At 47.6% G+C, this 22,667-nt stretch carries 18 protein-coding genes; 14 read left to right on the top strand and 4 right to left on the bottom strand.

What is annotated here, in order from left to right:
• Nucleotides 1-147 precede the first annotated feature (147 nt).
• The 8 genes from E4N65_RS03795 (at nucleotide 148) to E4N65_RS03830 (ending at nucleotide 9,593) form a co-directional block, all read left to right on the top strand.
• Nucleotides 148-840, top strand: a complete 693-nt coding sequence (locus E4N65_RS03795; protein WP_044013030.1) for a potassium channel family protein — start codon at nucleotides 148-150, stop codon at nucleotides 838-840.
• A 17-nt stretch (nucleotides 841-857) separates the two neighbouring features.
• Nucleotides 858-1,613 (top strand): hypothetical protein, encoded by a 756-nt coding sequence (locus E4N65_RS03800; RefSeq protein WP_253674098.1) that lies wholly within the window; start codon nucleotides 858-860, stop codon nucleotides 1,611-1,613.
• Nucleotides 1,614-1,945: 332 nt separating this feature from the next.
• Nucleotides 1,946-3,130 (top strand): anhydro-N-acetylmuramic acid kinase, encoded by a 1,185-nt coding sequence (locus E4N65_RS03805; RefSeq protein WP_253674100.1) that lies wholly within the window; start codon nucleotides 1,946-1,948, stop codon nucleotides 3,128-3,130.
• A 285-nt stretch (nucleotides 3,131-3,415) separates the two neighbouring features.
• Nucleotides 3,416-3,841, top strand: coding sequence for a hypothetical protein (locus tag E4N65_RS03810; protein ID WP_253674101.1), 426 nt, complete (start codon nucleotides 3,416-3,418; stop codon nucleotides 3,839-3,841).
• Nucleotides 3,842-4,072: 231 nt separating this feature from the next.
• Complete coding sequence (locus tag E4N65_RS03815; protein ID WP_253674103.1) at nucleotides 4,073-5,092, top strand: thiamine ABC transporter substrate-binding protein; 1,020 nt, start codon at nucleotides 4,073-4,075, stop codon at nucleotides 5,090-5,092.
• Between the two features lie 31 nt (nucleotides 5,093-5,123).
• Nucleotides 5,124-6,749 carry an ABC transporter permease gene (locus tag E4N65_RS03820; protein WP_253674105.1) on the top strand — a complete coding sequence of 542 codons (1,626 nt, stop codon included), beginning with the start codon at nucleotides 5,124-5,126 and terminating at the stop codon, nucleotides 6,747-6,749.
• A 246-nt stretch (nucleotides 6,750-6,995) separates the two neighbouring features.
• Entirely contained in the window at nucleotides 6,996-7,673 is a 678-nt protein-coding gene (locus tag E4N65_RS03825; protein ID WP_253674107.1) for an ABC transporter ATP-binding protein, read from the top strand.
• 351 nt (nucleotides 7,674-8,024) lie between these two features.
• A complete protein-coding gene (locus tag E4N65_RS03830; RefSeq protein ID WP_253674109.1) occupies nucleotides 8,025-9,593 on the top strand; it encodes an NFACT RNA binding domain-containing protein in 1,569 nt (522 codons plus the stop codon).
• Nucleotides 9,594-9,613: 20 nt separating this feature from the next.
• On the opposite strand, the gene lnt is transcribed toward E4N65_RS03830, so the two are convergent.
• Nucleotides 9,614-11,365 carry an apolipoprotein N-acyltransferase gene (gene lnt / locus E4N65_RS03835; RefSeq protein ID WP_253674111.1) on the bottom strand — a complete coding sequence of 584 codons (1,752 nt, stop codon included), beginning with the start codon at nucleotides 11,363-11,365 and terminating at the stop codon, nucleotides 9,614-9,616.
• Nucleotides 11,366-11,428: 63 nt separating this feature from the next.
• Here lnt and E4N65_RS03840 point away from each other — a divergent pair, with 63 nt between their 5' ends.
• The 6 genes from E4N65_RS03840 (at nucleotide 11,429) to E4N65_RS03865 (ending at nucleotide 19,970) form a co-directional block, all read left to right on the top strand.
• The gene (locus E4N65_RS03840; protein ID WP_044013018.1) at nucleotides 11,429-12,583 is read left to right on the top strand and encodes a galactokinase; all 1,155 of its coding nucleotides are present in this window, start codon (nucleotides 11,429-11,431) and stop codon (nucleotides 12,581-12,583) included.
• Between the two features lie 12 nt (nucleotides 12,584-12,595).
• Complete coding sequence (locus E4N65_RS03845; RefSeq protein ID WP_253674113.1) at nucleotides 12,596-13,264, top strand: tetratricopeptide repeat protein; 669 nt, start codon at nucleotides 12,596-12,598, stop codon at nucleotides 13,262-13,264.
• 23 nt (nucleotides 13,265-13,287) lie between these two features.
• Nucleotides 13,288-15,345 (top strand): hypothetical protein, encoded by a 2,058-nt coding sequence (locus E4N65_RS03850; protein WP_253674115.1) that lies wholly within the window; start codon nucleotides 13,288-13,290, stop codon nucleotides 15,343-15,345.
• Nucleotides 15,346-15,420: 75 nt separating this feature from the next.
• On the top strand, nucleotides 15,421-19,113 hold the full coding sequence (locus tag E4N65_RS03855; protein ID WP_253674117.1) for a DEAD/DEAH box helicase: 3,693 nt from the start codon (nucleotides 15,421-15,423) through the stop codon (nucleotides 19,111-19,113).
• A gap of 101 nt (nucleotides 19,114-19,214) precedes the next feature.
• Nucleotides 19,215-19,799 (top strand): methyltransferase domain-containing protein, encoded by a 585-nt coding sequence (locus E4N65_RS03860; RefSeq protein WP_006188063.1) that lies wholly within the window; start codon nucleotides 19,215-19,217, stop codon nucleotides 19,797-19,799.
• Nucleotides 19,800-19,970 (top strand): hypothetical protein, encoded by a 171-nt coding sequence (locus tag E4N65_RS03865; RefSeq protein WP_006188064.1) that lies wholly within the window; start codon nucleotides 19,800-19,802, stop codon nucleotides 19,968-19,970. It begins immediately after the preceding gene.
• A gap of 81 nt (nucleotides 19,971-20,051) precedes the next feature.
• Here the strand turns inward: E4N65_RS03865 and E4N65_RS03870 are convergent, their stop codons facing one another.
• The 3 genes from E4N65_RS03870 to E4N65_RS03880 form a co-directional block, all read right to left on the bottom strand.
• Nucleotides 20,052-20,531, bottom strand: a complete 480-nt coding sequence (locus tag E4N65_RS03870) for a GNAT family N-acetyltransferase (RefSeq protein ID WP_253674119.1) — start codon at nucleotides 20,529-20,531, stop codon at nucleotides 20,052-20,054.
• Between the two features lie 296 nt (nucleotides 20,532-20,827).
• Entirely contained in the window at nucleotides 20,828-21,694 is an 867-nt protein-coding gene (locus E4N65_RS03875; protein WP_044013008.1) for a carbohydrate ABC transporter permease, read from the bottom strand.
• Between the two features lie 13 nt (nucleotides 21,695-21,707).
• A complete protein-coding gene (locus E4N65_RS03880) occupies nucleotides 21,708-22,619 on the bottom strand; it encodes an ABC transporter permease (RefSeq protein ID WP_052185437.1) in 912 nt (303 codons plus the stop codon).
• Nucleotides 22,620-22,667 lie beyond the last annotated feature (48 nt).

A 22,667-nucleotide genomic window follows, 5' to 3' on the forward strand; every position in this document is an offset into this window, starting at 1 on the left:
AACTCGGTTAGATTTTTAGAGATGCCCGACGAGTATTTTTTATAAATTTTTATACTGTAATAATTTATAAAAAATACATCGCAAATTAAATCTAAGGAAAATCTCTAAAAACTGAAGTTTTTAGAGATTCCCTAAAAGGAGAATACGATGGATGTACAACAAAATTTTGCGGTTATCGGATTAGGTGAATTCGGTATTCGGATCTGTGAAATGCTGGCGGAGGGAGGCGGTTCGGTCGTGGCATTTGATCATGACGCACAAGCGGTCGATCGGGTAAAAAAAATTGTTCCGGCGGCAATGGTGATCGACACTACCGACGAAAATGCACTCAGAAAAGCTCCGCTCGACGATATCGATGTTGCGATTGTTGCAATCGGCGATAATAAGGAAGCAAGCATCCTCACAACAACACTGCTGAAGGAACGGGAAATTCCCTATATCGTAGCGCGGGCGGTTTCTCCCTTACATGCGATTGTATTGAAGCGGGTAGGAGCAAGCAGGGTATTAAAGATTGAAGAAGAATCTGCGTCCCGTATTGCCAACGAATTGATTAACCCTGAAGCGCTTAATTCGCTTTCCGTTGTCGAAGGATATGGAATCTGTGAGGTAAAGGTGCCGAAGTTCTTTATTGGGAAAACACTCTCGCAAGTTGCGCTCAAAGAAAAATTCAATATAACCTTAATCACGGTTGTCCGCCTTGAACTCGATATCGATACGGTCGGTAATCCTTTGAACCGCGAAGCGATGTATGAACCGGATGATAATCTTGAATTGCAAACAGGCGATAAACTCTTTGTTTTCGGCAGCCTCGAAAAGATTACGGAATTCAGAAATATCTAAATAATAGGGATGTGTTCATGATTATTATTGGAAAAAAGAAATTGATCGGTGCAATATTTTTTTCATTTGCACTTATATTAGCAACTGCAATTTGGGGATATAAAGTCGGAATGCAGAGTTCTCTTAAAAGTGATTCGGAGCTCGTGCTGTTTTTCGGATTTATCGGAGCAGGGTTGGAACTTTGCCTATTAATTGCAATGTCTGTCTATGCAAAGAGAAAAGAAAACGACTTTTTAATGGTTGCAAAAGCTATTCAGCTGAACGGCGTATTGTCGGATTCTCGTGCAAAAAAATTGGGCAACTTAGGCGTTACGCTGCAAGAGTCTCTTAACGATGCATATCAAATTACCGCACAAAAAAGCTTAAAGATTGCCGGGTTAAACGGTCTTGTTGATGAACTTTTGTTGATAATCGACCGTCCGCTTTTGGTGGTAAGTCTGACCGGCAGTATCCTTAATTTTTCTGCTAAAGCGCAGGAGAAAACGGGATGTAAACAAGGAGATGCGCTTTCCGATATTGCGCCTGGTATTAGCATCAAGGAAGCGATTCAGAATGCTGCGCATACTCGTACCGCTGTGCAGCAAGATAGGCATATCGTATGTATGCCGGTGTTCTCGGTTACCGGTACCTTGTCATTCTTTTTGGTAGATCTATCCGATCAGCCGATTGTGAGCAAGGTAATGGAAAATGTCAAGCATTTAATACAAAAAACGGATACCGAAAAAAAACAGAAAAAGCCGTTTTTAAAATTCTTCCAAAAAGGGCGTGAGTAACTGAGGGGAAACACATCAGACACTTTGTTGATAGCCTCGCAGAATAAGTAAGGTTGTTCAACCAGAACTGCCAAGGATGGCAGTGGTTCCATACAGTAGCGATGTTTTGTCTATAGGCAAAACTCGCCTTCAACTGATGTACACGGATGTACAACAGTTGAAGATGGTTCAAATGGTCTCGCAACCTCACTTATTCTGCGATTTTTATATGCTGGTCTGATGCGTTTCCCCCTTCTTCTTAGATAAAGTGTGCAAAATTTTGGATAAAATTTTGCACAAAAGGAATACAACCGCTTAGAATATTTAAACACGGTTGTCCTCGGGAACAATATATGAAGTATTTGGATTCTATAAACGAAAAAAAAGAAAAAACGGCGATTGGACTTATGAGCGGGACGTCTGTTGACGGTATCGATGCGGTGCTGCTGACTATTACCGGCTGCGGTATCGATACTCGCATTGCGGAGCGTGCTTTTCTAACCGTGCCTTATCCGCAAGAAGTACGGGAGCGGCTGTTGACGCTTGCTTCCGGTTCTTTCGGCGGCAGCGAAGAATTAAGCGCGATGAATGTTTATCTTGGAGAGCTGTCAGCAGATGCATGCTTTGCCGTATGCAAAAAGGCGAAAGTCGATATCAGTATGGTTGATTTTATCGGTTCGCATGGACATACGGTTTTTCATGCACCGAATGAACGATGCTACTTCGGCAAGAATATTAAAAGCACACTGCAAATCGGCGAAGCGGCGGTTATTGCGGAAAGAACCGGATGCGTTACCGTTGCCGATTTCCGCGTTCGGGATGTCGCTGCGGGCGGGGCAGGGGCGCCGCTTGTTCCGTTTACCGAATATCTATTATACCGGGAACCAGGTACGGTAATCGGCTTGCAGAATATCGGCGGTATCGGCAATATCACGCTTTTGCCTGCGGATGCCGATATGGACGGCATTATCGCCTTTGATACCGGCCCGGGCAATATGCTGATAGACGGCTTAATGCGGCTTATTACCGGCGGTACGCAAAATTATGATGAAGACGGCAAATGTGCCGCCGCCGGTGCCGTCGATTCAACCTTGTTCGATTTTCTTAAAACAGATCCTTATTTGCAATTAAAACCGCCTAAGACCACCGGCAGAGAACATTATTCCGAAGCGTTTATACAAGCGTTGTATGATAAAGGTATATCATTGCAGCTGCAGCCGGAAACAATTGTGAGAACGGCAACCTATTACACTGCGTATTCAATCGCTTATTCGCTTAACACATTCGGATTGCCGATGCCGCAAAAGCTGATAGTCGGCGGAGGCGGCTGCAGCAATCCCGTCATCTTACATCATCTACGGCAGCTGCTGCCTGAATGTTCCGTGCTGACCAATGAGGATATCGGTAAAAACAGCGATTCAAAAGAAGCGTGCGCCTTCGCCGTACTCGCAAATGAAGCGCTCTGTGGTAATCCGAATAACGTCCCGTCTGCGACAGGGGCAAGGAAGTTTGTCGTGATGGGAAAGATCAGTATATAAAAGGGACGGTAAAGCTTTAAAAGACGAAAACAATTAAGGCAAAAAGCTGTGAGAGGTATGTGGGGTATGCTATTTTTTTTGTTGCTCATGTATATTTATATTCCGTTTTTAGTTTTGAAAAATGAAAAGAGTACGTTATATTTCAGAATAATTGTGATCGTATCAAATATAAGCCTAATCTTTTTATCATTATGCTCTTTTTATCTATTGAGGAGTCTCAGTTTTATCGGAGCTATTATATACGTGTGTGTATGTATATTAAGTATCATTTTAAATATTTTATTTGTGATCACAAAAACGATAAAAACAAAAGCAATAAAACAATTGTTTTTTTTAACACCGATTATGTGTTCTCTTTTATTCGGTTTTTTGATTGAGAAAAACCAGCTATCTGAAAAAATTGCCTTAAAAATAGAATTCAAAAGATACAAAAATGAACTTGATAGTTATATCACAAACAATGTAGAAAATAAAAATATCCGGGTATTTAATAATTATGTCGGAATTATATGGGATCCGGGATTTTTAGATACATACAGCGTTATCATTTATGATAAACATAATAATTTAGATATGTTGTATCATTCATCTGCAGATACATATATGGATAAAAAGATGTACAGTGAATTTCAAGAAGCATTCAGATATGAAAGAATTGTCGATGTGATAAAGATTGAAGATCATTACTTTAGATGTAATATACATGAATAACAGTTATGTGATTCTATATTTTCAAAAGCTGATAAATCGCTTGCACTTTTTTTGCGAATATACTAGGATACGCAGACTTGGGGTGCCGGAACAATGAACAGGATCCTCTAAGAACCTCATCGGTTTTTTAGAGCCAATCGAATCTATTCGTTCCGTGCTGAGAGCATACCCGAAAAAGGCGTCTGTACGGATGCCTTACACCTGATCCGGATAATGCCGGCGGAGGGAATAATGAAGTTACGTCTTTATTTCTTTTTGTTTATCGTATGTTCAATCATACTGCCTTCAACCGCTTTTGCAGGCGGAAAACAAGATACTGCGGAAAAAATCGTTGTTGTCTATACCTATGACTCCTTTGCTTCTGAATGGGGTCCGGGCGCCGAAATAGCCAAACGCTTCAAAGATGAAACAGGCTACACCGTCAACTATGTTATCTGCGAGGATTCCGGTTCTGTTTTATCGAAAGCAATGGCCGAAAAAAAGAATCCTCGTGCCGATGTACTGCTCGGTATCAATGCGTTTCTTGTCGATAAGACGCGCAGTGCAGGCGTTCTGGAACCGTATACCTCTCCGAATTTGGATAAAGTTGTTCCGCAAGATGTTATAATGACTGATGATCAACTACTCACCCCGTATGATTGGGGCTATTTTGCGGTTATGTATGACACTCAGTCAAAGGTGCCTGCTCCTCAGTCGCTGGAAGATTTAACAAAACCCGAATATGCAAAATCCTTGGTTATCATGGATCCCCGCACAAGCGCTCCCGGCTTAGGTTTTGCCGCATGGACAAAGGCTGTTTACGGGAACGATTATCTTTCTTATTGGAAACGATTGAAGCCTTCCATTCTGACGATGAGCCATTCGTGGAGCGCGGGATACGGGCTATTTACGGCAGGGGAAGCTCCGCTTGCAGTCAGCTATACCACCAGTATGGCCTATCACATCCGGTATGATAAAACCGATCGGTATCAGGCATTGACGTTTGCCGAGGGGAATATGATTGCGCTTGAGGGCATGGGCGTAGTTAAGAATGCGCCGCATAGAGCCGCAGCTCACGCTTTTATCGATTTTATGCTGACCGAAAAAGCGCAGGAAGTGTTGCCCGAAACGCAGTGGATGTATCCGGCAAATACCGCGGTGCAGCTTCCCGAATCATTTAAAACCGTCCCGATGCCGAAAAAATCGCTGACGATTTCCGGTACTGAGGCGGAAACGGCGGTGGACGCTATTATTTCAGTATTGGAAAAATAACCGTATTTTTACCTTTTTATCGCAGAATTGTATGGATTCGGTTAATCGGAATGCTGCGAAGCGGACACTACTGCAAAATGCTTTTGTAGTAGGCGGCGGGGTGTTATTCTGTGCGGTGCTGATTGCTTTTTTTGTACCGCTCGGAGCTGCCGTTTTTCCGGCCTTTGGCGGAGGCACTTCTGCAGCGGCCTTTCGGCCATTATGGAAGGCTGCCCGCTTTACCGTGATGCAAGCGTTTCTCTCTGCGGCAGGGGCAAGCGGTATCGGTCTCTGTGCGGCGTTTTTTTGCGCCCGCCGGAGGTTCTTCGGACGAAAGTTGTTGCTCTCTCTTTCGGCGATACCCTTGAGTGTGCCGCCGGTGGTTATCGCGCTCGCGTTTATTCTGTTTTTCGGAAAAAACGGCCTATTGAACAAACTGCTTGCGGCGGTTTCGGCAGGGGAGCTTTCAATCGGTACCTTCCTTTATTCGACGGGCGGCATTGTGCTTGTACACACCTTTTATAATTTTCCCATCACGATGCGTACCGTATCCGCCGCATGGGAACAACTCCCTGAGGAAACCGAACAAGCCGCTCTTTTGCTCGGAGCCTCGCCGCTGCGCATTTTTAGGACAGTGATCTTTCCGGCATTAAAGGCGCCGCTGTGCGCTTCGTTCGTTATTATCTTTTTATATTGTTTTTTCAGCTTTGTGATTATTTTGCTGCTGGGCGGTCTCGGCGTAACAACGCTGGAGGTTGAGTTGTATCAAACCATCCGCAGAGATATACACGCGAGTACCGCGGCGTATATTGCGCTGGCGGAAACCGGTATCGCAGCGGCTGCGGTAGGGCTGTACGCTTATTTAAGGAGCAGAATACCCGATCATGCTGAAAACACCCAATACGCCCGCATTCGGTTGCGCATCGGCGGCGCAGCGGAACATATCTTTTTTGCCGTGCTTATCTGTGTTATCTGTTTTTGTTTGCTGTTTCCGCTCGGTTCTCTGGTGTGGTACTCCCTGTCGAGTCCTAAGGCGCCGCTCACGATAACCGTTGATGCGTGGCGGCAGCTTTTACAGCGGCCTCACTTTTGGGGCGCGGTGCGGCACACCGTGCAGACCGGTATTGGCACCGCTGTGCTTTCCGTAACGGTTGCGCTTTTTTTTGCGTATGCAGCATTTCAAGCGAATCGGAAGTGCTATAAAAGCCTACCGCTCATTCCTTTTGCAGTTTCTTCTATTGTACTGGGAGCGGGGTGGTTGAAACTTGATACCATGCCGTCGCTGTTGTTGCTGGTTGTTGTGCAAAGTTCGCTTGCGTGGCCCTTTGCATGGATGCAAATAGAGACCGGCCTCGCAAAAATTCCCCGTTCGGTACTCGACGCCGCCCGCCTTTTCTCCTCTTCCCGCACGGATGCATTTTTTCGGGTATTTCTGCCCTTATGCAAAACCGGTATTATATCTGCGTTATGCTGCGTGTTTGCAATCAGCGCAGGGGACGCATCGCTGCCGCTTCTGCTGCACATTCCGAACTTTGAAAATCTCGCGCTAATGCTGTTCCGCTTTGCCGGTTCGTATCGGTTCACCGAAAGCGCCGGTATCGCGGTGATTCTTGCCGTGCTCACAGGCTCACTTTTTTATATTCAAGACACGGTGCGGGAGCGCGGACAAACGCATTAGACTGTTTTTAAACAGCCCGCAAAATAAAGAGGCCGTTCAACCAGAGTTGAACCTCTTCGCGGTTCAAATGGTCTCACGGCCTCTTTATTTTGCGATTTATATCAACCTGTCTGATGCGTTTGTCCTTCTGTGGAAAAAAGCGTTCAAAATTTTATTTAAAATTTTGAACGTAAGGAAGACAACCGCTTGGAAAGATTAAAGTGCGGTTGCCCTGTGTATCAAAAGTGCGTATGGTAGGGAGCGTATATGAAAGGTGATTCGATGGGTTTTCTGATAAATAGAGAGGATGGCGGAAACGAGGTATTTCTCCGGCTTGTTTGTTTGACGAAGCGGTTGCCGTCAAAGACTATCAGTCTTTCCTGTTCGGTGGAAAAGGCTGGGACTCTTGCGCTGCTCGGTTCGTCGGGCTGCGGTAAGTCAACCGTGCTCAAAATGATTGCAGGTTTATTGCCTGCCGATTCAGGGAACGTCTTTTTAAACGGACACGATATTACCGATGAGCCGGTCAAAAACCGCAGCGTTGGTATGGTCTTTCAGGACTATGCGCTATTCCCTCATTTAAGTGTCGAAGACAATATCGGGTACGGCCTCGTTTCGCAAGGGATATCCAAAAGGGAAAGCAGGCAGGCTGCTGCGGAATGGCTTGAACGTTTCGGTTTGACCGGTATGGAAAAAAGACGGATTGAAGGACTTTCCGGCGGGGAGCGGCAGCGTGTTGCCCTTGCACGGACTCTTGCGGTAAACCCGCTCGTGGTTTTGTTTGACGAACCGCTTTCCGCCCTCGACGCTCCGCTGCGGCTTAAACTCCGCGAAGAGCTCAAAAAACACCAAGCCGAAATGCGGTACACGGCAATCTACGTTACCCATGACCGCGACGAAGCCGAGTACCTCGCCGACAATATCATCGAGATGCCTTCAACCTGATCGAAATTTCGAAGGCATAAGGTGAGCGTCTAAAATGCCGCCGCTCACCTTAACCGCGAGTTTGCCATTCGGCAAACATCGCAGATTATATGTGCGCATTCGCGCACGAATGCAACAGCTTCAAAAGTTCACACTTTGTTCATCTGTTGCATTTTAAAGAAATAAAATTTCGATCAGATTATTTTTGAGATAAGGGCAAACGCATCAGACAAATAGATAAAAATCGCAGAATCACGAGGCTGTGAGACCATTTGAGGCGCAAAGCGGCGAAACTCTGGTTGAACAGCCTCGTGATTCTGCGGGGATATCCAAAAAGTATCTGATGCGTTTGCCTTGTGACTGGAGGTGTAGATGTCGCTTAATTGCGCTGAAATCGATAAGATACTGGAAGAGCTCGATTTGGAAGGCTCATACATACAAAAGGTGGTGCAGTCATCCTATTCCGTGATGGTGCTGCACCTCTATAAGACCCGCCCGATGAGTCTGGTTATCTGTCTTGAACCGGGGGCGTGCCGCTTGCATGAAACCACGCGGAAGATTCCTAAGTTCGACAAGCCGCTCCGTTTTATGGAGCTGCTCCGTTCCCGGCTCCGCGGCGCCAAGATTACCGAAGCTGTTCAGCTGAACAACGACCGCATTGTCAGGTTTTCGTTGGAGACCTCTTCAGATACGCTCTACCTCTATATCCGGCTGTGGAGCGGGGCGGCGAATATGCTGCTTGTCGATAACGGCAGTATCGTCGATGCCTTTTACCGTCGCCCTTCCCGTCATGAAGTGAGCGGAGAGCCGTGGCAGCCTCTACCGGGAGAATCCGAAGCCGCTGCGACGCAGACTTTTGGAAATGAGCCGAGTGCTGCGGCAGGCAGCGAATCAAAAGCCGTTGCAGAAAGCGCATCCGCTGCTGTATCTTCCGCATCGAATGCAAAAAATACGTCTGCTGTCGTATCTTCTCCTGCCGCTGACAAACCGGTAAAAACCTATACCATCCGCAGCTATGATACTTCCAAGACCTTTAATGAAGCGATTGACGAATGGTACGCGCGGCAGGCGCCCGTACTTTCGCTCGAAGCGCTACGTGCAGAAGCGGAGCATTTTTATGGTCTTAAAATAGAAAAGATTTCCCGCGCGCTGGAAAAACTCGAAGCGAAAAAGCATTCGTTCTTGCAGGCGGATACGCTGAAACATCAAGGTGATTTACTCTTGGCAAATCTCTACCGGATTCCGCAGGGCGCCGCTTCTGTCGAGCTTGAAGATTATGCGGCGGACAACCGGATTATCCGCATCGCCCTCGACCCGAGAAAAACCGCGCAGGAAAATGCCGCCGGGTACTATGAGCGGTATAAGAAAGCTGTTTCGGGGCTTGAGGCGCTCACCGATGACATCGAAGCCTCCAAGCGGACGCTCGCCGCGCTTAACGAAGAGCTTGCAAAACTGCGGATTGAAGAAAATCCTTATATTATCGAAAAGGTGCTGCATAAAAGAAAGATACCCGTGCAGCGGAAACAGGCGGCTCAAGAAAAAGAGCGGCCGGGACTTACGTTCTACCATGACGGATGGATTCTGTATGTCGGCAGGACAGCCGCCGAAAACGATGAGCTGCTGCGGCATCACGTGCGGGGCAAGGATATGTGGCTCCATGTGCGGGACTATTCCGGCGGCTATGTCTTTATCAAAAACAAAAACGGAAAGACCGTTCCGCTGCCGGTGCTGATTGCCGCAGGGAACCTCGCCGTATTTTATTCAAAGGCGCGCCGGAACGGGCAAGCCGATCTCTACTACACTGCAGTGAAGGATTTGCGGAGGGCGAAGAACGCACCGAAAGGAACCGTGCTCCCGTCAAACGAAAAAAATCTTTCCGTTAAACTTGATCCGGCGGTTCTGAAACAGCTTGAACAGTCACGGGGAGAAGCCCTTAGCTGATGGGTAATTGGTAATAATTCTTAATTATGGATTAAAAATGAGAAAGTGCGCACGTGAAAAGCCCGTAATGCGTCCGATTTCCGCTGCTTTCTAAACCACGTTTTTTTCCAGAGCTGTTTCCGTTGCCGCTTTCGCCGTTCGGCGGGAGAGAGCCGTGCGAGCGGATGTTCCATATACACAACCGCTTTTTTACAAAACGCGGGGCTGAACCGGTATGCTACTGCTGAGATAAGCGCAATTACTAAGAAAAGCGCGGGCAGCCAGTCCTTCCATTGTGCATAAAAAGTCCGGCGGTACCGATAGATCGGTACCGACACGCTCAGAGAATCTGCGGTAAAGAGCGGAAGGCTTGCGGTAATATTTCCGACAGGATCGACAACGCAGGTATAGCCGCCGTTGGTAGAGCGGACAAGCGGCGTTCGCAGTTCAATTGCACGGAAATAGGCGACGGCAAAATGCTGATATTCCGCGCTCGCCGTTTTTGACCATGAATCATTGGTCAGATTAATTAAGATATTGCTTTTCTGATTGTACAAATCGGCACAGAGTGTCGGAAAGGCATCCTCAAAACAGATGGGTGCGGCGAACCGGACATAATTTCCGTTTTGCGCGGTAAACGACATCGCTTTATATTCCGTTCCCGGCGCCCATCCCGATGAAAAACCGACGAGCGAGTCAAAAAAACGCTGCACAAACGGATGGTCAATAAAGGGAATATATTCCGCAAAGCAGATCAGCTGTATCTTTGAATAAGTGTCGAGCACCGTTCCATTAGGCGCAATAAGATAGACGGAATTCGAGTATTTTCCGCGTTCGGCATCCTGTAAAAGCGGAGAACCTGTTAAAATCGGTATATCCATCCGCTGCAAAAAATCGGTGAAGGACTCTTTAAAGGGAAGCCGCCTATAATAATCTTGAAATTGGTCGTAGCCGTATGCAAGACTGCTTTCGTTCCATACGATAAGATCCGGTTTAACCGGTGATTCGGTAATCGCCTTTTCGGTGAGTTCTTGGGTGTTATGCAGATTGTCAAAAAACGAATCGAGGCCGGAAACCCACGGGTCGGTGTTTTGCTGCACCAATACAAGATTGAGGTTTTGCTGCGGTGTTCTTTTTTGATACATACGGAAAAGTCCGTATCCGTTGATTAGCAGCAGGAGACCGGCAGTAAAGATCAGCGGGCGGAGCAGCGGTCTCCCGTGCGGCTTTGAAAAACCGGCGGTTAAACCTGCTGCCGCCCGGATTGTTTCCGCAAGAAGCGCGGAAATCAATGCAACAAGGAAGGTGATCCCCCATACGCCGGTAATATCGGCTATTTGAATGAGCGGACGCAGCGATAGCGTGGTCATCGAAAGGCTGCCCCACGGATAGGCGACAAAGCCGCTTCCTTTAAACCATTCCCAGAGCGTCCATAGACAGGCAAAAGCAAACGGGCGCAACCCCAGCGGTAGCTTCATTGCATAATAAAACCAATGTCCGAAAAGGAAGCCGAGGAACAAATAGGCGACGGTGGAAGCGCCGAGGGTAAAAATTGCAAAGTTTTCAAAATATGCCAGCCAAAAGCTGGAGAATAGGTGGACAAGGGCTATCAAAGCGCCGAACATCCACGCAATACGTCTTCGTGCCGGGCTGATGCAAAATGCGGCATATAACGGTATCAGAGCAATGATACCGAACAGTGCAGACCCGAAATGCAGGTATTCATTCGGTATCCCGAGTGAAAGCAGCACCGCAGAGCATAAAACCGCTAAAAAAGATGAAATAACCGACATAATTTTGCAGCAATTTAATCATTTTTCTTGAATTGTTTCAATATAAGGGATATTATAGAAAGTATGCAGAAGATTCTACCGTTTCATGTAGACGAATATGGAGACGAGCCGGAAATAACCGTTGCGGTTCCCGGACGCTTTCACCTTTTAGGTGAGCATACATGGTTTGCACAGGGCAATACGCTTTCGATGGCTATCGATCATTATCTGTATCTTTGTGTTTCAAAACGAAAAGATTCTAATTATCGATTCCTTTCTCTGTCGCTTAAAGAGCGGAAAAAAGTTGCAGCCGCCAACCTTCGGTATCGTAAAGAGGATCGTTGGGCGAATTCGATAAAAGCTGTTATTCTTTCTTTTATGGATCAAGGGATTGAGATGACAGGGCTCAATTTTACCATCCTTTCCGAAATACCGGCGGATGCAGGGCTCGGTACGCCGAATGCGCTCAAGGTTGCAACGGCGATGGCATTGCGGAAGGTATTTGCACCGCGGCTTACGAAGGCTGACCTTGTCGATATTTTGGAAAATGCAAATGTGCAGCACCTGAAAACCTATCCTCACCGCGCGGATATTCTGTGCGCATTATATGCAAAGGCGGGACACTGCATACGGACGAATCATCGGCGGAAGACAGCCGATATTTATCCCTTCCCCATCAGTAACTACCGGATCATTTTGACGGATTCGCGGGTGCCCCGTCTGTTGGCGCGTGAGGAGCTGAACCATAGAATTCAGGAATGTATGGAAGCCTACGAGCGGGTAAAAAAGATGCCGGATATTCCTCAGGATTTCAGTAAGCTTGCCGAAAGTGATCTTGAAGAGCTTGCCATTCCCGAATCGGTACGCCGGCGGGTGCTGTATATTATCCGTGAATCCATCAGTGTCGATGACGCTATCGGCGCTTTAAAGAAAAACGATTGGGTAGTGTTTTCGCGCATCGTAACGCGCTCTCAAGAAAACTTGCGCGACCGCTTTGAAATTTCCTGTCCCGAATTGGATTGGCTCGTTAAACGGGCGATGGAATTTGTTGCGCCCGATATGAATGATATTGTGTGTTCGCGCCTAACGGGACGGGGATTCGGCGGATGTACGTACAGTATTTTAAGAGCGGATGATATCCAAACCTATATTGAAAAACTGGGCGACTATGAACGTATTTTCGGATTTAAGCCTTTGTACTATAAAGTTAAGCCTTCCGGCGGAGTACGCATACTATGAGGGAGACACTAAATGGATACGATTCTTAAAGAAGGGATACAGCTGTATCGGGAAAGCCGCTATGAGGAAGCACTTGCGGCTTTTCTAAAGATATCTTCTAAAGATGCTGAGCTCAACTTTGATGCGGCGTATTATATCGGTCTATGCTATGCGAGCCTTTTACAATACGATGATGCGCTTGTCTATTTGGAGCAGATTATCACTGCGGGAACCGATATTGCCCGTGTGTATCAATGCCGGCTTATTTTAGCCTTTATTTATACCAAAACAGGCCGTGTCCGTTTGGCGGAATTTGAGCTTTCAAAACTTCTGGATGCAGGATATGATTCTCCGCAGGTGCATACCTCGATGGCGTTTTTGGCGTATGAGCAAGAGAAAGTCGATAAGTCGCTGAGCCTTTATGAAAAAGCGCTGGAGCTTGATCCTGATAATTCGACGGCGCTCAACGGACTCGGTTATATTCTTGCCGATACTGAAAAAGATTTAACCCGGGCTTTAATCCTGTGTAAAAAGGCGCTCGATGCACAGCCCGATAATCCCGCTTATTTGGATTCGCTGGCGTGGACATATTATAAGATGGGCTTTGATACCGAAGCCCGATCATATATCCAACGGGCGGATGCACAGCTTCCCGATAATAAAATAATTAAGCGCCATTTGCAGCGTATTATGAATGGATAACCTCTAAAAAAAGGATAAGTATCATGCGTATAAAGAGACTATTGCAAACAGCCGGTTTAATGCTGCTTTTATTGTGCGGCGGTATGGCGCTGACTGCGCAAACAAACAGTCTGCAGCCCCGTTTAAGCTCCGCCGACAGAGACCACGGATTTGAAGAGTTCCGCCGCGGCGTGCAGGCGTATTATCGCGGAACCTTTAACGAAGCGATTCTGCTGTTTGAAAAAGCCCTCACGCATATCCCCGGCGATCCGCTCATCTTGGATTGGCTTGGGCAGGCTTATTACCGCTCCGGTATTGAGGGCGCTGCGCTTGAGCAGTGGTCGGCGGCTTCTGCTTCCGGATACGGCGGACAGCTTTTGAAAAACAAAATAGAAGTTGTTAAAGAACGGCGCAGCTCTCAGCCCGATTTTGCGGAATCGGTACGCTATGTAGAAACCGCCGTATTTGAATCCAAACACGGAAAAGAAGTCTTTTTTAGACAGCCGCTTTCGGTTGCGGCAATGGGTGACGGCAGTTTTTGGGTAGTCGCCTACGGTTCCAACGAATTGGTACACTTCGATATTAACGGCATTGTGCTTGACCGGACGAGCGGCTCTTTGCAGGGCTTCGACCGTCCTTTTGATATTTTATCGCTTAAAAACGGGAACCTGCTCATTTCCGAATTTGCCGCCGATCGGCTTTCGCTGCTCACTAAAGACGGAAAATTCATTAAATCGTTCGGTACACGGGGACGGGGCGACGGGCAATGTATCGGCCCTCAGTTTTTAGCGCACGATTCTTATGGAAATATTTTTGTAACGGATTTCGGCAACGCCCGCGTCGTGGTGTTTTCTCCGGACGGAGAAGGCCTTTTTACGTTCGGACAGCGTAGCGGCATATTCCCGGGCTTTACCGCTCCGGCAGGTATCGCAATCCTAGACGATTTGGTCTACGTTGCGGATTCGGTAAAAGGCTCTATCTATGTGTTTGATACGGCGGGAAACTATATCAGAACACTGCTGCCGGACGGAAGTGTCGTACAGGCGGAGTCGATGCGGGTATGGAAAAACAATCTGCTGGTGTCCTGTGCTAATAAGGTGTACTTGGTCGATATCGGCTTAGCGAGTTTGTATACCGTTGCAAGTTTAGGAAATGCACCTGCCCGTGTAACCGCGGCGATTCCCGATGCCAACGGCAGCCTTTTGTTAGCCGATTATAAAAACGGAAATATTCAAGTCTTTTCTCATATCAACGAACTGGCGGGCGGTTTGTTTGTCCGCTTCGACCGCGTCTATGCCGATAAGTTCCCGACAGTTACCGTCGATGTCCGCGTAGAAAACCGGATGGGGCAGCCGCTGGTCGGTTTAACGGCGAATAATTTTTTCCTCACCGAATCGAACCGGCAAGTCAATGATTTTACTTTAAAGGGTGCTGCCTACCTCAATACCGGCTGCGATATTGCCGTTGTAATTGAGCGCTCTCCTCAGTCGGAAAAGGAATTTGAACTGGTTAAGACGGTAGTAAAAGAGCTTGCCGAGGCAATGCAAGGGAAAGGAAAAATTTCCGTTGTGTCGGCATCACAGCTTCCGGTATTGGAAGGAAAGTTTTCTCCCGAAGCGCTGTTATCGCAGCCGCTTAAATTAAAGGCGGCATGGTCTCCGGTATGGAACTGCGATCTTGCATTGCGGCTTGCGAGCGGGGAGCTTATTAATGCAGCTCCGAAGCGGGCTATCGTGTTCTTGTCGTTTGAAGATATCGGTCCCGACAGCTTTAAGCAGTACAGCTTAAACGATCTTGCCGCATATATGACCAACAACGGTATCCGTTTTTATGCGGTTAATCTAAAGCCGCGGACATTACCGGCAGAATTGGCATATCTTTGTACAAAAACGGGCGGAACGAGTACGTATATCTATGCAGAACAGGGACTGTCTCCGATTATTGAAGATTTAATCGCCAAGCCCATAGGTTCGTATCAGTTGAGCTATACCTCGACATTGCCCACCGACTTCGGCCGCGCCTATCTACCGGTTGAAGTTGAAGTACGGCTTTTAACCCGTTCGGGCAGAGATGAAACCGGCTATTTCGCTCCGTTGGAATAAAACCGGCCGTTCCGCGAATACACGGCGTATTGTTCGGTTTTGCAGAATGATACGCCGATCTAATAAAATCAGTTCATGGCACGCAGTAAGTACGGAATGACACCGTGGGGCGCATGGTTTTTACGGATGATCGAAAGTTACGACGGCGACGGGCGGGTGTCGCGGGGGAAAAGTTACGCAAATACCGGTAAGGTAGATTCCCTCGTTATTACCGGCAATAAAGTTGCAGCCCGCGTCGCGGGGCATTACGACCCGTGGTACTATATTTCGCTTACCTTTCCCCGTATTTCCGAACCGAACCGTAAAAAATTGGAAAAAATCTTAACGGAGCACCCCGCCGACTTCATCGCGTTGGGAAGCGGTACGATGACGGAACGCCTTGTAACGCTCTTTGAGGCAAAGGATATACGGTTTATTCCCCGCCGCTGGAGCCTTATCGAAAGCGATTGCTCCTGTCCCGACTCAGCCGCCTTGTGTAAACACATCGCCGCGGTGCTGTATATACTCGCAAAAGAAATCGACCACGATCCGCGGCTCCTCTTTCAGCTTGCGGGAATTGATCTTGCCGAACTGCGGGAAAAAATACTGCCCGCCGCACGGGAAAAGTCTGCCGAATCGGCTCTAACCGTCGTACCGGAGCAGAGGGTATCACCGGCGGATAATACTGCACCGGTATCAGGTAATACCTCAACCGCCGGGGCGCAAAGCAAAGCGAGGCAATCCGGCGCGGCGGGTACGGCGGCTAAAATATCGTCTCTTCCGGTGCCGTCAGACCCCGAATACGAACATCCGGTGCCGTTATCTCTGCGCCGTGCGGATGAGCCTGCGCTGGACGTACCGGCGGAGCTGCCTCGCTTCCCGCTTGAAGAATCGTTTTTACCGCTGATTTCCGCGCTGCTTCCGCCGCTTACACCGTTTTATGATGATGACTTGGTTGCAGCCTTTAAAGAGCTATACCATAAACTGATTGTCCGGCAGAACAAAGCATTTGAGTTGACGCTTGAGCAGCGGATTGCCGTTTTAATGAAATCCGGTACGGGCTGCGCCTCGGCGGCAATGCTGTGCGGTTCAAGCCGCCTGTTGTATACGCCGGTTCGGCTCGATACGGCAAAACTGCCGAAGCAAAAAACGGCAGGTGTTCCGGCTTTCCCCTTGCAGAAAGAAGCAGCGTTGCAGCTCCGCGTGCGGCTTCCGAACGGTACGGAGGCGGCGTTGACACTCGTGCAAGTACTTCACCTGCTGCGCGGCGTTACGCCTGCTGCGGATTCTCCTGACGGTATGAAGGCGGCATATGCAGTACTGACGCTCGGAGAGCGGCTCATCGCCGAGTCCGCACTGCTGCCGGCGGTATATCTCGATCCGGTAACGCGGAGACTGGCGATATTTTGGAAGCCGCTGACTTCGGCGCAGGCTGTTTCCGCTGCAATCGACCGCTGCGCTTCCTTTATTACCGAAGCATTTTTTCCGCAAGTTAAGAGCTGGGGCAGGCGGTACTGCGCCGAATTGCTATTGGCGGCGTTCCTCACCGAATATGTGCATACTACCGGTTTTATGCCCGCCGGTATCCGCCAAGCGGAACAGGGAATTGCCGCGCTCTTTTTTCAAGGTGCGATTATCAACACGAAGGCGCCGGGTATGCGCCGTCTGCCTGCATCGATTACCCGCTGGTTTGCTGCGCTCTACTACGACAGCAACAGCCTCCGTTTCCGGCTCATCTTGGAGGAAGCGAAAAAATCCGACTTTCAGATTTCCGCGGAGGTGTGCCACAGCGAAGAAACGAACAACCGGTTCGTACCGTTTTCCCGTATCGACGACTCCGTACAGCTGGAAAGCAAAACGGTGGAGTTCGCGATTGCGCTTTCCGCATATCTGCCGAAATTAACGGAGATGATCGGGCAAAAGTCGGTTCTGCTTACGCAGGAAGAGACGGCGGTGTTTTTACGGACGGCGGCGCCGCTCCTCTCGCGTTTCGGGATAGAGGTCGTGCTGCCTAAGACGTTGCAGCGGGCGCTGAAACCGCGGGCGGTGTTCCAGCTGAAACGACAAAAGGGAGCCGGCGCCGTACAGTCGTACCTCAGCCTTGATAATCTGATGGATTATGACCGCAGCATTATGCTTGGCGATACCGTCATCAGCGCCAAGAAATTCCGCGCATTGATGAAGCAGAGCAGCGGTTTGGTGAGATTTAACGACCGCTACATCCTTGTCGATCCCGAACACACGGCGCGTCTTCTCGAAACCATGCAGCACGAAAGACCCGGCATCAATGAGGTCATTCAAGGGACATTGACCGGAGATACCGTAATGGCGGACGGCGCGCCGTTTTCTTATTCGCTCTTTCGGGAAACAAACGCCGCAGTACCGCAAACATTGCAGGCGACGCTCCGGCCGTATCAGGAAAAAGGTTTTCAGTGGCTCTATTCTACCATTAAAAGCGGTTTCGGCTGTCTGTTGGGTGATGATATGGGGCTCGGCAAAACGCTGCAAGTTATCGCCCTCATTCTCAAATTGAAAGAACAAGGCTTTGAGCATAGCGGCATCCTTATCGCAGCTCCGGCAAGTCTTTTGCCGAACTGGGAACATGAGCTGCACACCTTTGCTCCGTCGCTGCGTTGTACAATCTTGCACGGACAGGGGCGGCGGTTTTCCGCAAAGTCTGACATTCATATTACGACGTACCAGACCCTCCAGCGGGATGTAAAAAAACTTTCCGAAAAGACTTTTGACTGTCTGATTATCGACGAAGCGCAGGCGGTTAAAAATACGCAGACCAAAAATGCCCAAGCGCTCAGGCTTTTGCAGGCACAGTCCCGCATCGCGATGACCGGTACGCCGGTTGAAAACAGCCTTGAGGATATGCGCGCCTTGTTCGATTTTATCATTCCGGGCTATCTCGGCTCTGCGGAAACTTTCCGTAAAAAATGGCGCATACCCATCGAGCTGCACGGCGATGCGGAGACTGCGGAATCCTTTCAAAAAATTACCGCGCCGTTTTTACTCCGCCGCCTTAAAACCGACCCTGTCGTTATTTCCGACTTACCGGAAAAAGTGATTACGCCGCAATACTGCTGTCTGACGCCGGAGCAAACCGCACTGTACGAAAGCCTTGTCGAAACGCAGCTGAAAAGCGTGTTGAAGACGGAAGATGGAATTCAGCGGAATGCGTTGGTACTGAAACTGCTGACCGCCTTAAAGCAGGTGTGCAACCATCCCCATGTCTACGACGAAAGCTTTCAGACCGATATCGCGCTTTCCGGAAAAACCGCCGCGCTGATGCAGCTGCTCGGCGAAATATTGGACGCCGGCGAAAAGACCTTGATTTTCAGCCAATACACGCAAACGCTCTTTTTACTGCGGAAGCTGATACAGGAGCAATTCGGAGATAAGCCGCTTCTGCTGCACGGACAGATGCCGCTTACCGTACGGAAGGCCGCAGTCGAATCATTCCAAACCGATCCGGCGCAGCGTATCTTTCTTATTTCGCTCAAGGCGGGCGGTACCGGCTTAAACCTTACCGCAGCGACCCGCGTTATCCACTTTGACCTCTGGTACAACCCTGCGATAGAAGATCAGGCGACCGACCGCGCATTCCGAATCGGGCAGCACAACACCGTGTTTGTGTCCCGTTTTATCTGCGCCGGTACCTTTGAAGAAAAAATCGACGAGATGATTCAAAAGAAGCGGCATATTTCTCAGATGACCTTGAGCGGCGGCGAATCGTGGATCGGCAAGATGAGCAATGAAGAACTTGCCGAGTTGTTTCAGTAAAGAACCGCAACACACTTAAGCGTTTTAGGAGATGCCTCATTGTAAACAGTTCACATGGAACGGTATAGTCTAAAAGAGCAAGCGAGGATATAATCATTTGAATGAGTTACGATAAGAATGCGGTGAAAGAAGCCGTCAAAGAGCATTACGAAAATCTGGCACAGGGAAGCCTTTCCGTACATGGTGAGGCTGAAAAGATAACGACTTCGATAGGCTATGCCGCACAAGATTTGGTCGGCATTCCGAAAGAGGCCGACCTCGGGCTCGGCTGTGGAAATCCGCAAGAAGCTGCCAAGCCCCGCTTAAACGAAACCATCCTTGACTTAGGATGCGGAAGAGGACTTGACTGCTTTATAGCGTCAAAAGCTGTCGGTAAAAACGGAAAAGTTTTCGGGCTTGACAGCTCAAAAACTATGATCAGCCGCGCTTCTGAAATCGCCGTAAAAAACGGGTTTACCAATTGCGAATTTATACTTGGCGAAATTGAACATATTCCGCTTTCCGATAGTTCCCTCGATCTCATCATGAGTAATTGCGTGATAAATTTGTCAACGGATAAATATGGAGTGTATTCAGAGCTTTACCGCTGTCTTCGCAAAGGCGGAAGAGTCGCGATTTCCGACATCACTTTAAAGGCTGCTTTGCCGCACGAATGGATCTCTGATCCCGATATGGTAAAAACGTGAGTGGGGGGAGCTTGGTCTGCGGAGCAGATAAAAGACACCTTTGAAAAAATCGGCTTTATCAACATAATCATACGTTCAAAAGACGTTTCAGACGAATACGCAAAGAAATGGGGACACGGCTTGGCAATAAAAACCTATATCCAAAGCAGCCTCATTTACGCAGAAAAATAAATGTTATACCCTTTCGTTCCGGAACGCCTTCGGCGCAGCTCCCATCGCTAACCTTTGGGATAAAAACACAGGCTCCACGCCCTAGAGTTTGGGCAGAAAGTCTTTGTAAATACCGGGCGTAGAGCCGTCAATCAATACGGCGCCCACGGTTTTTTGATAGAAGGCTTCGGGACCAACTCCTCCGATAATGGCATAGGCATACCCTTCATTGCGTAAGGCATGGAGCGATGCGAGCAGCAGCGCTTTACCGATACCTTTCCCCTGCTCATCTTCCAATACCTTTGTAGGACCGAAAAAGTCGGGCGCAGTTGCGTTATAGCACGCATATCCGAGTATGTTCTGCCCGCGGGTAGCGATAAAGCAGCTCACCGGTATGCGGGAAAAGCAGGTATCGCATTCGCCTGCTGCGCTTAAAGTGGAATGTTCTTTTACCCATTCAACGATTCGGAACTTATCGGGCGTCATCGCGCGCCGAATATGCACATCGTATTTCCGCTGCAATTCTCCATAAAGCTCTTCTGCCGGAGGCAACCGGAGCAAGTTTACCAACATATCTGCCATATCTTTTCCTTTCTTTTATCAGATGAAACAGTATAGCATAGAATAGCGGGAAACATAAAGGACGATTTTATTTTGGCAGGGGAATAACGGTGTGTAATGACTGCAATGCTCTGCGTCAGGGGTGTTGATTAACAGAAAAGTTGAAAAGTGAACAGAATTTGTTTTTGTACAGTGAAGCCATATATCAAGCATTCACTTATGGGTCTCTCTAAAAACTGTATCACAATCTGCTTGGGTTCCTTATAGAACAAACCGATAGGTGTGATATTTTTATATTTTTAGAGATTCCCGACTATTTAGCCTTTTACCGAGCCGATTGTAAGCCCTTTCACAAAGTATTTTTGCAGGAAAGGATAAAGCAGGATAATCGGCAGTGTTGAAACGATAATGACGGCCGCTTTAATCGAAATACCGATAACCGACATATCTGCGCTGCCCGCTCCATCCCCCATTGTTGCCGTACCGTTGACAATATTGCGTAAGAACAGCATAACAGGGAACTGTGAAGACTTTAAGTAAATTAATCCATTAAACCAATCATTCCAAAAGAATACTGCCGTATAGAGACCGATTGCCGCTAAAGCAGGAGTCGAAAGAGGAATGACAATTTCCATGAAAATTCTAAAGTAGCCGAGTCCGTCTATCAATGCAGCTTCTTCCAGTTCATGCGGAAAGGCTTTAAAAAAGTTTATTAAGATAATCAAGTGGAACTGATTGATGGCAAAGGGAAGCAATATCGCGAATACCGTACCTGTTAAATGTAATGAAGAAATAAGCAGATAGGTGGGGATTAAACCTCCCGAAAAAAACATCGAAAAGACTATCAGCTTCATGATGATGCCGGTTCCTCGTAAAAACTTCTTTGAAAGCGGATACGCAAAAGTCGAGGTAAAGCAGAGTGCAATAAGGGTGCCGAAAAAAGTATAGAAAATAGTATTACCGTATGCTTTAAAAAAATTCGGATATGTAAATATTTGCTTATATGCCGCGGTTGTAAATCCTACCGGTAAAAACGATACTTTGTTTTGCATGATGGCTGCGGGGTCGGAGAAAGACAGGGCAATCATATATATGAACGGTACAATGCAGATGAGTACGATAAACGCCATCACAATGAACAGAATAAGATTAAAAATAGTGAACGATTTTTGTCTTGATTGCATAGATCACTCCGTATTAATAGATACTTTCGTCGGTGAGGCGTTTGCTTACAGCGTTTGCAGAGGCAACGAGGAAAATGCCGATAACGCCGGTAAATAATCCGATTGCGGTTGCATACGAATAATTTTGATTTGCTAAGCCGGTGCGGTATACAAGTGTTGCGATAATATCACTGACATCTGCATTGTTCGGGGTATACATAAGCAGGATTTTTTCAAAGCCAAGCGTCAGTAATCTGCCTATTTCCAGAATAAGCATAACCATAATAGTCGGCAGGATGGATGGTATAGTGATATACAGTATCTGCTGCAATTTTCCTGCTCCATCGATCTTCGCCGCCTCGTATAATTCTTCGTTAATCCCTGTAATTGCCGCAAGATAGATAATGGCAGTCCAACCCATATATTGCCATGTGTCCGTGAAGATGTACAAAGTTCTAAAATAGGACGGTTCGTTCATAAAATAGATCGGCTGCATATCGAAAGTATTTTTTAACAGAAGATTTAAAATACCGGTACTCGGCGAAAGAATTTCGGCGGCCATTGCAATAACGACAACAGTTGAAATAAAGCGCGGCATATATGAAACCGTTTGTACGAATTTCTTTAAAAAAACGGAACGTATTTCGTTTAAGAGGAGCGCAAAGATAATCGGTATCGGGAAATTTATGAGTAGATTCATCAGCGATAGAGTCAGCGTATTCCTAAACGCGCGCCAAAAAGCAGGGTCTTTAAAAAACATCGTAAAATAGCGCAGACCTACCCATTCGGTGCCGAATGCGCCGAGTCCCGGACGGTATCGTCTAAATGCAAGTACATTACCGAAAATCGGAACATATTTGAATATGATAAAATAAATTAAGGGCAGCAGAAGCATCGCATAAAGCTGCCAATATTGATGAAAATAGCGTTTCGTTCTTTGATTCATAGTGTTAAAAATAATAAGGCATCTCTAAAAGCTAATCGAGTTTTCAGA

The organism is Treponema sp. OMZ 855 (genome assembly GCF_024181145.1).
Classification (GTDB): Bacteria; Spirochaetota; Spirochaetia; order Treponematales; family Treponemataceae; genus Treponema.

Excerpts from the sequence above, each read along its gene's own strand:
- E4N65_RS03830 (WP_253674109.1), top strand. The coding sequence starts at position 8,025 with ATGTCGCTTAATTGCGCTGAAATCGATAAGATACTGGAAGAGCTCGAT.
- E4N65_RS03860 (WP_006188063.1), top strand. The coding sequence starts at position 19,215 with ATGAGTTACGATAAGAATGCGGTGAAAGAAGCCGTCAAAGAGCATTAC.
- E4N65_RS03880 (WP_052185437.1), bottom strand. The coding sequence starts at position 22,619 with ATGAATCAAAGAACGAAACGCTATTTTCATCAATATTGGCAGCTTTAT.
- E4N65_RS03870 (WP_253674119.1), bottom strand. The coding sequence starts at position 20,531 with ATGGCAGATATGTTGGTAAACTTGCTCCGGTTGCCTCCGGCAGAAGAG.
- E4N65_RS03845 (WP_253674113.1), top strand. The coding sequence starts at position 12,596 with ATGGATACGATTCTTAAAGAAGGGATACAGCTGTATCGGGAAAGCCGC.
- E4N65_RS03840 (WP_044013018.1), top strand. The coding sequence starts at position 11,429 with ATGCAGAAGATTCTACCGTTTCATGTAGACGAATATGGAGACGAGCCG.
- E4N65_RS03795 (WP_044013030.1), top strand. The coding sequence starts at position 148 with ATGGATGTACAACAAAATTTTGCGGTTATCGGATTAGGTGAATTCGGT.
- lnt (WP_253674111.1), bottom strand. The coding sequence starts at position 11,365 with ATGTCGGTTATTTCATCTTTTTTAGCGGTTTTATGCTCTGCGGTGCTG.
- E4N65_RS03850 (WP_253674115.1), top strand. The coding sequence starts at position 13,288 with ATGCGTATAAAGAGACTATTGCAAACAGCCGGTTTAATGCTGCTTTTA.
- E4N65_RS03825 (WP_253674107.1), top strand. The coding sequence starts at position 6,996 with ATGAAAGGTGATTCGATGGGTTTTCTGATAAATAGAGAGGATGGCGGA.
- E4N65_RS03800 (WP_253674098.1), top strand. The coding sequence starts at position 858 with ATGATTATTATTGGAAAAAAGAAATTGATCGGTGCAATATTTTTTTCA.
- E4N65_RS03820 (WP_253674105.1), top strand. The coding sequence starts at position 5,124 with ATGGATTCGGTTAATCGGAATGCTGCGAAGCGGACACTACTGCAAAAT.
- E4N65_RS03855 (WP_253674117.1), top strand. The coding sequence starts at position 15,421 with ATGGCACGCAGTAAGTACGGAATGACACCGTGGGGCGCATGGTTTTTA.
- E4N65_RS03805 (WP_253674100.1), top strand. The coding sequence starts at position 1,946 with ATGAAGTATTTGGATTCTATAAACGAAAAAAAAGAAAAAACGGCGATT.
- E4N65_RS03875 (WP_044013008.1), bottom strand. The coding sequence starts at position 21,694 with ATGCAATCAAGACAAAAATCGTTCACTATTTTTAATCTTATTCTGTTC.
- E4N65_RS03815 (WP_253674103.1), top strand. The coding sequence starts at position 4,073 with ATGAAGTTACGTCTTTATTTCTTTTTGTTTATCGTATGTTCAATCATA.